The following is a 13,116-nucleotide window of genomic DNA, read 5'->3' on the forward strand; positions in this document are numbered from 1 at the left end:
GGAGGAGTCAGAGCTTGCCGAGTCCCTGGGCCAGGATGGTGGCGGTCTTCGCGATGGTCTTGTTGTCGGTGGGCAGGCCCGGGGTGCGGTTGGTGTAGATCGCCATGACGATGGGAGCGGCGCCCTGCTCGGGCCGGATGACGGCGATGTCGTTCCCGCCGCCGAATCCGTCGGAGTTGGTGCCGGTCTTGTCGGCGATCGTCCAGGTCGTGGGCAGGCCGGCCCGGATGCGCTCGGCGCCGGTCTTGTTGGCGAGCAGCCAGGCGTTGAACTGCTCCCGGTCCTTGGTGTGCAGCGCGTCGCCGATTGCGAGGACCCGGAGATCGCGGGCGACGGCCATGGGCGTGGTGGTGTCGCGCTTCTCCTTGGGCGTCCAGTCGTTCAGCTCGGGGTGCCAGCGGTCCATCCGGGAGGTCGGGTCCTTCAGCGTACGGAAGTACTTCGTCATCCCGGCGGGCCCGCCGATCAGCTTGAGCAGCAGGTTGGCCGCGGTGCCGTCGCTCTTGGTGATGGCCGCCTCGCACAGCTGGGCGACCGTCAGGCCGTCCTCGACATGCTTCTCGGTGACCGGCGAGTTGGGCGTCATGTCGGCGGCCGTCCACTTGATGAGCTTGGTCATCAGACCGGGCTCGGAGGTGCGCGCCTTCTGCAGCACGGCCGCACAGAGCGGCGCCTTGAAGGTGGACAGGAAGGGAAAGCGCTCGCCCGCCCGGTACGTCACCGTCTTGCCGGTGGCCGTGTCGATGGCGTACGCGCCGATGCGGCCCTTGAAGGACACCTCCAGCGCCCGCAGATCCTTCCTGACCTGAGCCTCCCCCGAAACGGCCGGGGACGCCGCGACGGTCGCGGCCGAGGCCGGGCCCACCCCGACTGCGGCACCGGACAGGAGGGAGAGCGCCAACGAGGTCGCGGGAAGCGTCGCGGTGACGCGGCGGACGCGGAGGTGTCGCATGCCAAGATCCTTGCTTTCTCGTCTGTCAGAAGCTTGGAGCAAAGCAGATGTGATCATCCACTGTCTAATAGCGATATCAGGGCTGTAGCGATATCGAACCCGATATCGCTGCAGGTCAGGAACCGGGTGCCAGACCCAGCTCCCGCATGACGAACGCCAGCCAGAAGCTCTGCTGCTGAACGATCGTGCTCCAGCTCGTCCCCCCATGGCCCGCGTCGGACCAGACGCGCAGCAGGACGGGATGGGACGAGGTGGTGGCGGCCTGCGTTCTGGCGGCGAACTTGCGGGAGTGCCAGGCCGGGCAGCGAGGGTCGTTGGCCCCCGCGTCCAGCAGGATCGCCGGGTAGGCCGTGCCCGGTTTCACGTTGTGGTATGGCGAGTAGGCCATGAGCACGGGGGCGTCGGCCGGGTCGTTGGGATTGCCGTACTCGGAGAGGGTCGCGGCGGTGCCCAGCGGGTCGCGGGCGACGCGCATCAGGTCCAGCTTCGGGGCGCCGCAGACCACCGCCCGCCACAGCTCCGGCCGCTGGGTCACGGCCGCGCCCGTTAGCAGCCCGCCGTTCGAGGCGCCCTGGACCGCCAGCCGGTCGGGCGTGGTGACCCCGTCGGCGATCAGCCGCTCCGCGATCGCGTATAGGTCGTCGAAGGTGTTCTGCTTGGCGTGCTGCCGCCCGCCCTCCCACCAGTCCAGGCCGAACTCCCCGCCGCCGCGCACGTGGGCGTGCGCGTAGATCCCGCCCGCCTCCACGAACGCCGCCAGAGGGCCGAGGTACGACGCCAGCACGGCGACGTTGAACCCGCCGTACCCCTGGATCAGGGTCGGCTGCGGCCGCGACCGGTCGAGGTCGGCGCGGTGGACCAGCGTGCAGGGCACGCGCGTGCCGTCGGCCGACGTGGCCCATACGCGGGTGGTGACCAGCCCGGTGAGGGTGTGGCCGGACCCCTGGAGGGCGGTCAGGGTCCCCGACTCCAGCTCGTAGTGGTAGACCGTGGGGGACTGGGTGTAGGAGGTGTAGCCGAAGGTGATGGCGTCCTCGCAGCCCACGACCTGGTCCATCACCCCCAGGGCGACGACTCCCTGGGCGATGGAGCTGACCGATCCCTGACCGGGCAGCGGGACCTCTCCGAGGTCCGCGCCGTCCAGGCCGAGGATCCGGATGCGCGAGACGGTGTCCACCAGCTCGCCGAGCACCAGCCGCTCGCCGACCAGGGTCACGCCGGTGAGTACGGCGTCGCCGCCCGGCACCAGCTCGGTCCAGGTGTCCGGGTCGCCGGGGCTGTCCAACGGGATGCGGACCAGGCGGCCTCGCGGGGCGCCCGCCGTGGTGACGGCCACGTAGGAGTCGCCGACGAGCACGCCCTTGTACAGGTGCTCGGCGTCGGTGATGAACTCGCGCCACTCCCAGGGGCCGTCCAGGCGGGCGATGAAGTGCGGCCGGGGGCGTAAATGATCGACCTGGATCATCGCCCAGCGCCCGTCCCGGGAGATCTTGGGAATGGCGAACATGTGGGGGATGTCCAGCGGCTCGGGCCGGGTGGGCACCGGCTGCCCCAGCCGGTGGAAGAACAGCCGCCACCGTACCTGCGCCGCCCCCGACTCGTTGGCCATGTAGAAGAATCCGCTGCCGTCCGGGAGCCAGGTCACCAGCCCCGGCCGCTGCTGCGGAACGCCGTCCAGCAGCACCTTCCCGGTGTCGATCTCGATCACCTTGAGCGCCGGCAGCTCGCGGCCCCCCGCGTCCAGGGAGTACGCCAGCAGGCTGCCGTCGGGGGAGGGCTGCGGGCTCATGCGCAGGGGTGTGCCGTCGGACATCTCGTTGAGGTCGATCACCATGCGCCATGGACCTGTCGGGGCGTCGGCCGTCTCGAAGACCATCAGCTCCCCGCCGTCGGGGATGCGCCCGCGGAACCACCGCGGCCCGTATCGCACCGGGACCACCAGGTTGCGGGCGTCCATCTGCTCGACCAGCTCATCGACGCGGGCCACGAGCGCCTCATGGTGCGGCCAGCCGTGCACGTAGGACCGGGCCAGCTCGTCCTGGGCCTGCTGCCAGGCCGCCACACCCTCGCCGTCGTCCTCCTCCAGCCACTGGTAGGGGTCGTCGAAGACCACGCCACCGACCTCGTTGCGCTCCGGCCGTACCGGCGCCTCGGGGTATCGCATTCTCGCGTCACTCTCCTGATTCGTGTTCGCGGGCCCAGATCACGGCCCGCTGGAGGTAGTCGAAGATGGCGGGCAGGGCGTCGGCGTCCAGCCACTCGATCTGGCGGCTGACCTCCGCGCTGACCCCGGCGCTGTTGTCGCGCCACCACGCCGTTCCGGCGGCCCTCATCCGTTCGTCGAGCTGCTCATCGCGCTGCTCGTCGCCGCTCTGGAGTGCGGCCGCCATCGCCGTCCAGCGGGCGGTCACTGCCTGCACCTGGGGGTCGTCGACGGATGTGCCCGCCAGCATGTGCTGGTGGGCCTCCTTGAGCAGGACGAGCCACTCGGTCCGCAGGTCCCGCAGCGTGTCCTCGCCGAGCCGCATCCGGCGCTGGGCGAGGTGGTCTCTCAGCTCCTGGGCGAAGTACGTCTCGTACACCGAGATCTCTTCGAGGGCGGCCATGAAGTGCTCGGGGTCGGGCATGACCGACCGGTCGAGCAGCCCCAGCAGCCCGCCGATCTTCGTCTTGAGCTGCGCCATCCGGGCCGATTGCAGCTCCAGCTCGGCGAGCTGGGCGCCGAGCAGGTCGCGCATGGCCGTCAGGTCGTCGGCCGGCCGCTGGAGGACGTTCGCGATCTCCTCCAGCGACAGTCCCAGCCCGCGCAGGGCGCGCACGCGATACAGCTGCCGCAGATCGGCCTCGGTGTAGCGGCGGTGGCCCGACGCGGTCCGCTCACCGGCCCGAACCAGGCCGATCTCGTCGTAGTGGTAGAGCGTACGGATGGTGACCCCGGTGGCCTTGGCCAGCTCTCCGATGGTCCATCGACGCTCGATACCGTCGTTTCCGGTCACGGATCCGACGGTAGGTCCTCCCGCCACGGGAGGTTCAAGAGGCTGCTCAGGCCAGGGTCGCGGATGTCGATCACGAACCGGTACCGCACGTCGGAGGCCAGGACGCGCTCGTACGCCTCGTTGATCTTGTCGGCCGGGATGACCTCGATCTCGGCCCCGAGGTGGTGCTGGGCGCAGAAGTCGAGCATTTCGTGGGTCTCACGGATGCCGCCGATCGCCGAACCGGCGAACGACCGGCGGCTCATGATGAGCGGGAACACGTTGAGCGCCAGCGGTTCGGGCGGCGCGCCGACGTTGACCATGGTGCCGTCCACGGCCAGCAGCGACAGGTAGGCGTCGAGGTCGATCTTCGCGCTGATGGTGTTCACGATGAGGTCGAAGGAGCCGGCGAGCTGCTCGAACGTCTGCGGGTCGCTCGTGGCGTAATAGTGGTCCGCGCCCAGGCGAAGGCCGTCGTCCTGCTTCTTCAGCGACTGCGACAGGACGGTCACCTCGGCGCCCAGCGCGTGCGCGAGCTTGACGGCCATGTGACCGAGCCCGCCGAGCCCGATGACCGCCACCTTCCTCGCCGGGGTGAGCGGCTCGGTCGCGGACGTGGCGGAGTAGGAGTTGACGGTGAGCATGTTCTTCTCCGTGCTGAAGCTTCTATGACTGACGGCGGCGCGTGCCGAGACCGCCGAAGCGAGCGTGTTCAGAGCTGTTCTTAGCTGCTCTGAGCAGGGAAAACATCTTTTTCCCTTATCCACTGTGCCACTGCCGAATGCCGCGCCGCAGGGCGGACTGCGGCGTTCAGGGGTGTGACAGGACCTCCAGGTGCCGGGTCGGTGACGCAGGTTTGGGCATCGGTTCTGCGGCAATCGCCGTCATGACGAAGGAGGCAAGCCGATGACCATGTGGACGAGCGACGAGCTCAGCAGGATCGAAGCAGCCGACGAGTTGCGGATCGAGCCCCGGCGCGGCGACGGCACGCTGGGCAAGCCGGTGCCGATCTGGGTCGTCCGCCATGGCGACCACCTCTATGTCCGCTCCTACAAGGCGGGCGCGGGAGCCTGGTTCCGTACGGTCCAGGAGACCCACGAAGGCCACATCCGGGCCGGTGGCGTCGACAAGGACGTCACCATCGAGGCGGAGACCGATCCTGGCATCGACGACCAGATCGACGCCGCCTACCGCGCCAAGTACGGCCGCTACGGCGCGGCGTACATCGACACCATGGTGGCGCCCGAGGTGCGAGCGACGACCCGAAAGCTCGAGCCCCGCTGAACCAGCTCGCCTGAACTCCTTGCCTTGACGCCGGTGGCAACGTTCTAAGGTGTCGGCGACAGGCGGGGATCGTCGCATGCCGATCTGCCGTGGGCAAACCGGAGGAATGACGATGAAGTTCGGGATCAGCTACAACACGGCTTATTACGGCGTCGACCCCGAAAGGATCATGGCCTTCGCCCGGCATGCCGAGGACAGCGGCTTCGAGTCGCTCTACCTGCCGGAGCACATCGCGCTGTATCCCGGCGCCACGGTCGGGACCATCGAGCTCCCGCCGTCACTGCCCTACGCCGATCCGCTCGACTGCCTGAGCTTCGTCGCCGCGGCCACGGAGCGGATCCTGCTCGGGACGGGTGTGCTGCTGCTGCCGTACCACCATCCGGTGATCCTCGCCAAGCGGCTGGCGACGATCGATGTGCTGTCCAAGGGTCGGATGCGGCTGCTGACCGTGGGGCTCGGCTCCCTGCCCGGCGAGGCGCGGGCGGCGGGGGTCGACTTCAGCACGCGTGGCCGGCGCGCCGACGAGGCGATCGATGTCATGCGCCTGCTCTGGGCCGGTGGCGAGGACGGCGTCAGCTTCGCGGGGGAGTTCTTCGCCTTCGACGACCTGTGCCAGTTCCCCAAGCCCTTCGGTGTCACCCACCTGCCGATCCACGTCGGCGGATCGAGCCGGGCGGCCGCCCGCCGCGCCGGGCGACGCGGCGACGGCTACTTTCCCGGCGGCGCGCTCGGTCCGGACGAGCGCGCGCTCCAGATGGACCTCGCCCGCTCGACCGCCGTCGAGGCCGGCCGCAGCCCCGAAGCGCTGGAATACACGCGATGGGGGTCGATCGACATGTCCGCCGAGCAGGTCGAAGCGCTCGCCGCGCAAGGCGTCACCCGTCTCGTCGTGAACCCCACCGCCCCCGACCTGGACCGGCAACGCGATCAGATGTCCGCCTTCGCCCAGCGCTTCGCCCGCGGCTGATGGCCGGTGCCCGCCGCGCCGCCGGGCTTATTCCCGCCGGCGCGGTTGTGCGCGCGCTGATGCGCTGACGGTCGAGTAGGCGACGGGTGGCGTGCACCCCGCCAGATGGCCGCGATAACACTCGACATAGGCTGCTTCAGGAAAGACCTGCGCCAACCGCATCAGAGACAGACGGGGGGCGGTTGTCCCATGGCGAAGCTACTTTTCGTGATGACCGGAACGGCGTACTGGACGCTCAAGGACGGCACCAGACATGCGACGGGTTACTGGGCCGAGGAGTTCGCGGCCCCGTACAAGGCGCTCACCGAGGCCGGCCACGAGATCGTGGTCGCCACCCCCAACGGGGTGGTCCCGACCGTGGACATGATGAGTCTGCGCCCCGAAATGGCGGGTAGCGCGCAGATCGCGCTCGATCTGGAGGCGATCATCCGCTCCGCGGAGGTGATGCGGCGGCCTATCCACTTGGCGAACGCCCGCCTGGAGGATTACGACGCCGTCTACTTCCCGGGCGGCCATGGCCCCATGGAGGACCTGTACATCAACGCGGACGCCGGCCGGTTGCTGACTGCGGCGCTCGCCTCCGGCAAGCCCCTCGCCATCGTCTGCCACGCCCCGGCCGCGATGCTGGCCACCAGGATCCACGGCGTGTCGCCCTTCGCCGGCTACCAGATCACCGCGTTCACCAACGAGGAAGAGCACGCGGTCGGGCTCGGCTCGAAGGCCCGCTGGCTGTTGGAGGACGAGCTCATCGACCTGGGCGTCGACTTCACCAAGGGCGAGATGTGGAAGCCCTATACGGTGGTTGACCGCACCCTGTTCACCGGCCAGAATCCCGCGTCGGCGGCCGTCCTGGCCGAACGGCTGCTCAAGGTCCTTTAGACGCTGTTCCCGCGTTGCCGATCATCTCGAGGGACACCTGACGAGGCGGCCAGAAGAGTCGAGGTTGCCGCCCCCTGCGGGATGTCCTTGACCGTCACACCATCGCTGGAGTCGGGCTCGAATGATGCCGGTGGGGCGGTCACGTGCCGCGACAGGCCGGTGCTCCGGATACGGCCGGGGTTGAGCGCGTTGACCGTGATGCCGTTCTCGTCCCAGGCGACTTGTCCCGCGATGTGGACCAGCACACCCGATGGTCTCTTGCGGTTACTCAGAAACCATAGGAGAGTTTGCGCTGACGTGGCAGAACGAACTTTTCAGTGACCGGGGACCCAGATGGCGACCAAGCAGCTCAAAGACTCGTCCGATGAAACGGATCTGAGGCGCGCGGACTCCCTCGCGCGGGAGATCTTCTCGGATGTCGCCAACAAGTGGGCGTTACTGATCATCGAGGCTCTCGGTGAGCGCACCCTGCGCTTCAGCGAACTGCGGGAGGAGGTCGAGGGCATCAGCCACAAGATGCTCACCCAGAACCTGCGCATGCTGGAGCGCAACGGCCTGGCCGAGCGAAAGGTGTACCCCACCGTGCCGCCGCGGGTCGAATACACGCTCACCCAGCCCGGCCAAGCCTTGCGCGCGACCGTCGACCTGATCTGCGACTGGACCCACCAGCACTTCGGTCACATCGAAGCCGCCCGCCGCAGCTTCCACCCCTGACAGCTCATTTCCCTTCAGGATGGGCGAGGTCATGGCACCGGCCGAATAATGCCGTGCGCCGCCGACCGCGGCTGAAGTAGCGTCGGCGGCCATGACTCCTTCCCGCATCCGCCCTCCCTACGTAGCCGACGAGCGGACCCAGCTCATGGGCTGGTACGACATGCAGCGCGCGATCGTCCACTACAAGTGCGAAGGTCTGTCCGACGCGGACGCCCACCGATCCGTCCTGCCAGCCTCGCCCCTCATGACCATGGCCGGCGTGGTCTCCCACCTCCGCTGGACGGAGAAGATGTGGTTCGAGGTCATCTTCCTCGGCAGGCCCGCCACGGGCCCCCAGCTCGAGAACGAACCGGACGACGCCGACATGATGGTCGACGGCATCCCGCTCGCCCAGCTCCTGGAGGAGTACGAGCAGCAGTGCGCGGTGTCGAACGAGATCATCGCGGCTCATTCGCTCGAGGACGTGGGCAAGCATCCGGACTTCCGGGCCGCCGGTGCGAGCCTGCGGTGGGTCCTGATCCACATGGTCGAGGAGACCGCCCGGCACGCGGGCCACATGGACGCCATCAGGGAGCTCCTGGACGGCGAGAAGGGCTACTACTGACACGCCTCCGGAGGCTCGGCCGTCGACGGGAGGGCGACCGAGCCCGCTCGGCTGTTGACCTAGCGCTCGTTAGGGCATATATATCGAGAGATAAACATATGTAGTGAACCCGATATCAGACGGGAGCACCCGCAGTGGCGCGTACCCAGGATCAGCGGCGAGCCGAGACCCGGGCCCGGCTGATCGACGCGGCCGCTGACCTGTTCGCCCGCAAGGGGTTCCACGCGGTGTCCGCCGAGGCGGTGGCCGACGCGGCCGATCGCACGACCGGCGCGCTGTACAACCACTTCGGGGGCAAGGAAGGGCTGCTGCTCGCGCTGCTGGAGGTGTGGAAGGACCAGGCCGCTGCCGAGTTGCTCGCCGGGTTCGAGGAGATCACCGAGCTCGACGACCGGCTGGCCGCCCTGTTCGAAGCGCTGACCCGTAAGGACGAGGATCGCGGTGCGTCATGGCTCCTGCTGGAGCTGGAGCTGTGGCTGCACGGCGCGCGCGATCCCGTCATCGCCGAGCCACTGGCCAGGCGCTATGCCGACATCCGTGCCCGGCTCGCCGGCGGGCTGTCCGACTGGGCCGAGACGGCGGGCGTGCCGCCTCGCCGATCGCCGGAGCGGACGGCCACGGCCGTGCTCGGGGTGCTGATCGGCTGCGCGGTCCAGCATCGGCTCGATCCCGCCGCGGTCGAGGAGCGGGCCGTCGTGGAGAGCCTGCGCGACCTGCTCGGACTGCCCGACCCCTGAGTCCTTCGACGTCCCGGGCCCCGGGCCGTTCCGACCGCTCGACCTGCTCGACTCCTAGATTCTCGCGCCGAAAGGGAGCCCATGCGGATCAACCTGCTCGAAGAAACGTGGGAACGCGAAGTTCCGCACGACCAGTTCGCCTACCTGCGCCGCCACGCGCCCGTCCACTGGCACGACGTCCCCGACGACACCGGCTTCTGGGCCGTCACGAAATATCCGGACATAAAGGCGATCAGCCGGGACGTACAGACCTGGTCGACCGAGATCGGGACCGCGTTCATCCGTACCCAGACGCCGGAGTTCATCGAGATCGCCAGCATGATGCTGCTGAACATGGACCCGCCCAAGCAGACCCGCTACCGCCGGCTGGTGAGCGCGGGCTTCACGCCCAGGACGATCGCCCGGCTCCGGGGCACCATCCAACGGCGGGCCGAGAAGATCGCGGAAGGCGTGCGGGAGCGGGACGGCGAGGTCGAGTTCGTGACCGACGTGGCCGAATATCTGCCGCTGCAGATGATCTGCGACCTCATCGGCGTCCCCGAGGAGGACCACCACCTGATCTTCGAGTGGTCCAACCGCATGGTCGGCTTCCAGGATCCCGACTTCCGCACGACGCCCGAGGACGGCGAGATCGCCGGGGCCGAGATCTTCTCCTACTGCGACGGCCTGGTCGACGACCGCCGCCGCAACCCGCGTGACGACATTCTCACCGCGCTGGTGGAGGCGGAGGTCGACGGCGACAGGCTGACCAGGGAAGAGATCGACTCCTTCTTCGTGATCCTCTGCGTCGCCGGGAACGAGACCACCCGCAACCTCATCGCCCACGCCATGAACGCCCTCATCCTCCATCCGGACAGCTACCGCGACCTGGCGGCCGGCCTCGACGACGAGGACCTGTGGCGCAGCGCGACCGAGGAGTTCCTGCGCTGGGGCTCCTCGATCCACAACTTCCGGCGTACGGCCACCCGCGACACCGAACTCCGCGGCCAGAAGATCGCCGAGGGGGAGAAGGTGGTGACGTTCTACATGTCCGGCAACCATGACGAGGACGTCTTCGCCGACCCGTACACCTTCGACATCCGCCGCAGCCCCAACGACCACATGACGTTCGGCGGCGGCGGCCCGCACTTCTGCCTGGGCGCCAACCTGGCCCGGCAGCAGATCAACTGCATGATCAGAGAGCTGCTGCGCCGCTTCCCCGAGGCGGAGCACGCGGGGCCGGTCAGGCGGATGCGGTCGGATTTCATCAACGGCATCAAGCACATGCCGGTGCGCTTCTCCATGTCCGGCTGAGAAAGCACCGGTTTCCGGACGTACGCGGCCCTGGCCGAGGGTGCGGAGCCTGCGGTCAGCGGCCGCCGAGGGCGTGCCAGATGAGGGCCGCGGTCCGCTCTGGCCAGTGGGGTGGTGGGGTGGGGTCGGCCAGCGCCCGGCCGTACCAGCTGCCCGTGCACATGGTGACGGCGATCTCCAGATCGGCATCGGCGTCGATGAGACCGCTCCGCTGTGCCGACTGGAGGATGGCGAGGATGCGGCGGCGCCGCGGTGCGACCACACGGGCGCGGTAACGGGCGAGCACCTCCGGTTCGGTGGTGTCCTGCAGCATGGTGCCGACGAGCGAGAGCCGGCCCGGCCTGGAGACGCCGCGCTGGAAGTCGGCCAGTTCGGCGACCAACGCGGCATAGGGATCCATCGGCGGGTTCGCCTGCTTCTCCTCGATCATGCTCCCCACCGCGGCGGCGGCGAGCTCGGCCTTGCCCGGCCACCTGCGATACAGGGCCGGGCGGCTGGTGCCCGCCTCCTGGGCGACGGCGGCCAGCGACATGCGCTCATAGCCGTAGACGGCCAGATGGCGCCGGGCGACGGCCAGGATCCGGGCGTCGATGGTGGCGTCCCGTGTTCGCCCGGTCTTCCGTGTCATGATCCCGCCACCTATTCCATTACAATGCTGTAATGTAACGAAAGTATCTCTTGCCTCACTCTATAAAGGGGCCTCCATCGTGGTCATCGAGTACATCCGATATACGGTTCCAGCTGATCGAGCCGACGAGTTCGAGCAGGCGTACAAGACGGCGTCGAGTGTGCTCGACGGCGACCCGCACTGCCTGGCTTACGAGATCGCCCGAGGCGTCGAGGAGCCCGAGCACTACACGGCGCGGATCGAATGGGACTCCGTCGAAGGACACGAGCAGGGTTTCCGCCGCAGCCGCAGGTTCGGTGAATTCTTCGCCGCGGTGAAGCCCTTCTTCTCCGGCATCGACGAGATGAAGCACTACGACGTCCGCTTCGGGTCCCGATGAACACGGCTGAGTTACTGGCACGGGCCCGTCTGCTCAACCGAGATCTGGCACCGGGTGAGCCGCTCGCCGAAACGGTGATCCGGCCGCTGACCGCGGCGCTCACTGAACCCGAAGCCGAGGTCGCGGAGGACGGCACCCCCGCCGAGCGCCTGTGGAAGCTGGCCAAGGACGCTACGCGACTGCGTGCCAGATCAGGCGCGCACCAGGGCTTGATCGAGGCCACGGCCGCGTTGCAGCACCTGGCCTGCTTGTTCGCCGCGGACACCGACTCCTTGACCAAGCGGATCGCCGAACTGGCGGACATCCAAGGCGACCTGGAGTCACGCGTCGACGTCGCGGACGACGGACCCTATCTGGTCACCAACGTCTCGAGTGTCACCAACTGGCTGGGCGCGCCCATCCAGACGTTCCCGCAGATGACGCTGTGCCGATGCGGTCAGTCCGCCACCAAACCGCTGTGCGACGGCAGCCATGCCCGCATCGGGTTCAGCGGCGCCAAGGACCCGGCCAGAGTGCCTGACCAGCTCGACACCTACGAAGGCGTGCAGGTCACCGTCCAGGACAACCGCGGCGTATGCGCCCACTCCGGACTGTGCACCGATCGGCTGCCCATGGTGTTCCGGGTGGGCGAGGAACCGTTCGTGGCGCCCAGCGGCGGCCGGGCCGACGAGATCGTCCGGGCCGTACGCGCCTGCCCGTCCGGTGCGCTCCGCGCCACGATCGACGGTCATCAGGTTCCCGACCCGCGGCGCGAACCCGCGATCGAGGTGTCCAAGGACGGCCCGTACCGTATCACCGGCGGCATCCCGCTCGGCGGCGACTCCTCCCGGGAGCACTACAGTCTGTGCCGGTGCGGCCACTCACGGAACAAACCGCTCTGCAGCGGCATGCACTACTACGTCGGCTTCGCCGATCCGCCGCAGCCGGAGGACCCCACGATCTTCGAGTGGGCCGGCGGCCTGCCCGCGCTAAGGCGTATGACGCACATCTTCTATGAGAAGTACGTCCCACAGGACGACCTGCTCGGTCCGTTGTTCGCCCGAATGTCGCCGGACCATCCAGAACGCGTCGCCGCATGGCTCGCCGAGACGTTCGGCGGCCCCAAGCTCTACACCGAGCAGTACGGCGGGTACGACCACATGGTCGCCGAGCACGCCGGCAAGGCGCTGACCGAACAATGGCGAGCCCGATGGGCGCAGCTCATCAGCCAGGCCGCCGACGACGCCGGGCTGCCCACCGACCCGGAGTTCCGGGCGGCGTTCGCCGGTTACATCGAATGGGGCTCGAGGATCGCGCTGGAGAACTCCCAGCCCGGCGCCACACCGCCACCGCACATGCCGGTGCCCCAATGGTGGTGGGTGTGCGAGGCCAAGCCCGGCTCCCGCGTCTCCGCACTGGCACCACCCGCGCGACGTGCGCAGGTGCGGCTCCCGGCACCTGGTGAGCCGGTCGGTTTCGCCGACCACATCAAGCCGCTGTTCCGGGAAGTGGACCGCAAATCGATGAGTTTCGCCTTCGACCTGTGGTCACAGGAAGACGTCGCCCAGCATGCCGACGCGATCCTGCACCGGCTCCGCCAGGGCACCATGCCGTGCGACGGCGCCTGGTCCGCCGAGCAGGTCGACCTCTTCGCCCGATGGATCACCGAAGGAACCGCACCGTAAGCCGTAAGGCGAAGCCGGCGTCCTCCTCGACGGAACGGAG

15 protein-coding genes are annotated in these 13,116 nt (G+C 68.5%); 9 read left to right on the forward strand and 6 right to left on the reverse strand.

From position 1 onward, the window contains the following. Positions 1-7 precede the first annotated feature (7 nt). From bla to LDL49_RS20110, 4 genes are all read right to left on the reverse strand, one after another. Positions 8-952: a class A beta-lactamase gene (bla, locus tag LDL49_RS20095; protein WP_225292635.1), complete on the reverse strand. Its 945-nt coding sequence runs from the start codon at positions 950-952 to the stop codon at positions 8-10. A 115-nt stretch (positions 953-1,067) separates the two neighbouring features. Continuing rightward, on the reverse strand, positions 1,068-3,116 hold the full coding sequence (locus tag LDL49_RS20100; protein WP_225292636.1) for a prolyl oligopeptidase family serine peptidase: 2,049 nt from the start codon (positions 3,114-3,116) through the stop codon (positions 1,068-1,070). Between the two features lie 7 nt (positions 3,117-3,123). Further along, complete coding sequence (locus tag LDL49_RS20105; RefSeq protein ID WP_225292637.1) at positions 3,124-3,948, reverse strand: MerR family transcriptional regulator; 825 nt, start codon at positions 3,946-3,948, stop codon at positions 3,124-3,126. Then, on the reverse strand, positions 3,945-4,571 hold the full coding sequence (locus LDL49_RS20110) for a zinc-binding dehydrogenase (protein WP_443689880.1): 627 nt from the start codon (positions 4,569-4,571) through the stop codon (positions 3,945-3,947). The genes LDL49_RS20105 and LDL49_RS20110 overlap by 4 nt, the downstream gene beginning before the upstream one ends. Positions 4,572-4,833: 262 nt before the next feature. On the opposite strand from LDL49_RS20110, the gene LDL49_RS20115 reads away from it, so the two are divergent. The 3 genes from LDL49_RS20115 (at position 4,834) to LDL49_RS20125 (ending at position 7,057) form a co-directional block, all read left to right on the forward strand. Next, complete coding sequence (locus tag LDL49_RS20115) at positions 4,834-5,211, forward strand: DUF2255 family protein (RefSeq protein ID WP_225292638.1); 378 nt, start codon at positions 4,834-4,836, stop codon at positions 5,209-5,211. A gap of 112 nt (positions 5,212-5,323) precedes the next feature. Further along, positions 5,324-6,178: a TIGR03619 family F420-dependent LLM class oxidoreductase gene (locus tag LDL49_RS20120; protein WP_225292639.1), complete on the forward strand. Its 855-nt coding sequence runs from the start codon at positions 5,324-5,326 to the stop codon at positions 6,176-6,178. Between the two features lie 189 nt (positions 6,179-6,367). Then, positions 6,368-7,057: a type 1 glutamine amidotransferase domain-containing protein gene (locus LDL49_RS20125; RefSeq protein WP_225292640.1), complete on the forward strand. Its 690-nt coding sequence runs from the start codon at positions 6,368-6,370 to the stop codon at positions 7,055-7,057. Here LDL49_RS20125 and LDL49_RS20130 read toward each other — a convergent pair. Next, positions 7,054-7,302 (reverse strand): hypothetical protein, encoded by a 249-nt coding sequence (locus tag LDL49_RS20130; RefSeq protein ID WP_225292641.1) that lies wholly within the window; start codon positions 7,300-7,302, stop codon positions 7,054-7,056. The genes LDL49_RS20125 and LDL49_RS20130 overlap by 4 nt on opposite strands. Before the next feature lie 88 nt (positions 7,303-7,390). On the opposite strand from LDL49_RS20130, the gene LDL49_RS20135 reads away from it, so the two are divergent. From LDL49_RS20135 to LDL49_RS20150, 4 genes are all read left to right on the forward strand, one after another. Next, complete coding sequence (locus LDL49_RS20135) at positions 7,391-7,771, forward strand: winged helix-turn-helix transcriptional regulator (RefSeq protein ID WP_225292642.1); 381 nt, start codon at positions 7,391-7,393, stop codon at positions 7,769-7,771. A gap of 91 nt (positions 7,772-7,862) precedes the next feature. Then, positions 7,863-8,375 carry a DinB family protein gene (locus LDL49_RS20140; RefSeq protein WP_225292643.1) on the forward strand — a complete coding sequence of 171 codons (513 nt, stop codon included), beginning with the start codon at positions 7,863-7,865 and terminating at the stop codon, positions 8,373-8,375. Positions 8,376-8,509: 134 nt separating this feature from the next. Beyond that, positions 8,510-9,112, forward strand: coding sequence for a TetR/AcrR family transcriptional regulator (locus LDL49_RS20145; protein ID WP_225292644.1), 603 nt, complete (start codon positions 8,510-8,512; stop codon positions 9,110-9,112). 81 nt (positions 9,113-9,193) lie between these two features. Beyond that, positions 9,194-10,405: a cytochrome P450 gene (locus LDL49_RS20150; RefSeq protein WP_225292645.1), complete on the forward strand. Its 1,212-nt coding sequence runs from the start codon at positions 9,194-9,196 to the stop codon at positions 10,403-10,405. A 55-nt stretch (positions 10,406-10,460) separates the two neighbouring features. Here the strand turns inward: LDL49_RS20150 and LDL49_RS20155 are convergent, their stop codons facing one another. Next, positions 10,461-11,033, reverse strand: a complete 573-nt coding sequence (locus tag LDL49_RS20155) for a TetR/AcrR family transcriptional regulator (protein ID WP_225292646.1) — start codon at positions 11,031-11,033, stop codon at positions 10,461-10,463. A 79-nt stretch (positions 11,034-11,112) separates the two neighbouring features. Here LDL49_RS20155 and LDL49_RS20160 point away from each other — a divergent pair, with 79 nt between their 5' ends. Together LDL49_RS20160 and LDL49_RS20165 are read left to right on the forward strand one after the other, a co-directional pair. Further along, positions 11,113-11,412: an antibiotic biosynthesis monooxygenase family protein gene (locus LDL49_RS20160; RefSeq protein ID WP_225292647.1), complete on the forward strand. Its 300-nt coding sequence runs from the start codon at positions 11,113-11,115 to the stop codon at positions 11,410-11,412. Next, complete coding sequence (locus tag LDL49_RS20165; RefSeq protein ID WP_225292648.1) at positions 11,409-13,076, forward strand: CDGSH iron-sulfur domain-containing protein; 1,668 nt, start codon at positions 11,409-11,411, stop codon at positions 13,074-13,076. The genes LDL49_RS20160 and LDL49_RS20165 overlap by 4 nt, the downstream gene beginning before the upstream one ends. The last annotated feature ends 40 nt before the right edge of the window (positions 13,077-13,116 follow it).

The organism is Nonomuraea aurantiaca, from assembly GCF_020215705.1.
Classification (GTDB): domain Bacteria; phylum Actinomycetota; class Actinomycetes; order Streptosporangiales; family Streptosporangiaceae; genus Nonomuraea; species Nonomuraea aurantiaca.

Excerpts from the sequence above, each read along its gene's own strand:
- LDL49_RS20150 (WP_225292645.1), top strand. The coding sequence starts at position 9,194 with ATGCGGATCAACCTGCTCGAAGAAACGTGGGAACGCGAAGTTCCGCAC.
- LDL49_RS20140 (WP_225292643.1), top strand. The coding sequence starts at position 7,863 with ATGACTCCTTCCCGCATCCGCCCTCCCTACGTAGCCGACGAGCGGACC.
- LDL49_RS20120 (WP_225292639.1), top strand. The coding sequence starts at position 5,324 with ATGAAGTTCGGGATCAGCTACAACACGGCTTATTACGGCGTCGACCCC.
- LDL49_RS20100 (WP_225292636.1), bottom strand. The coding sequence starts at position 3,116 with ATGCGATACCCCGAGGCGCCGGTACGGCCGGAGCGCAACGAGGTCGGT.
- LDL49_RS20110 (WP_443689880.1), bottom strand. The coding sequence starts at position 4,571 with ATGCTCACCGTCAACTCCTACTCCGCCACGTCCGCGACCGAGCCGCTC.
- LDL49_RS20165 (WP_225292648.1), top strand. The coding sequence starts at position 11,409 with ATGAACACGGCTGAGTTACTGGCACGGGCCCGTCTGCTCAACCGAGAT.
- LDL49_RS20115 (WP_225292638.1), top strand. The coding sequence starts at position 4,834 with ATGACCATGTGGACGAGCGACGAGCTCAGCAGGATCGAAGCAGCCGAC.
- bla (WP_225292635.1), bottom strand. The coding sequence starts at position 952 with ATGCGACACCTCCGCGTCCGCCGCGTCACCGCGACGCTTCCCGCGACC.
- LDL49_RS20135 (WP_225292642.1), top strand. The coding sequence starts at position 7,391 with ATGGCGACCAAGCAGCTCAAAGACTCGTCCGATGAAACGGATCTGAGG.
- LDL49_RS20125 (WP_225292640.1), top strand. The coding sequence starts at position 6,368 with ATGGCGAAGCTACTTTTCGTGATGACCGGAACGGCGTACTGGACGCTC.
- LDL49_RS20155 (WP_225292646.1), bottom strand. The coding sequence starts at position 11,033 with ATGACACGGAAGACCGGGCGAACACGGGACGCCACCATCGACGCCCGG.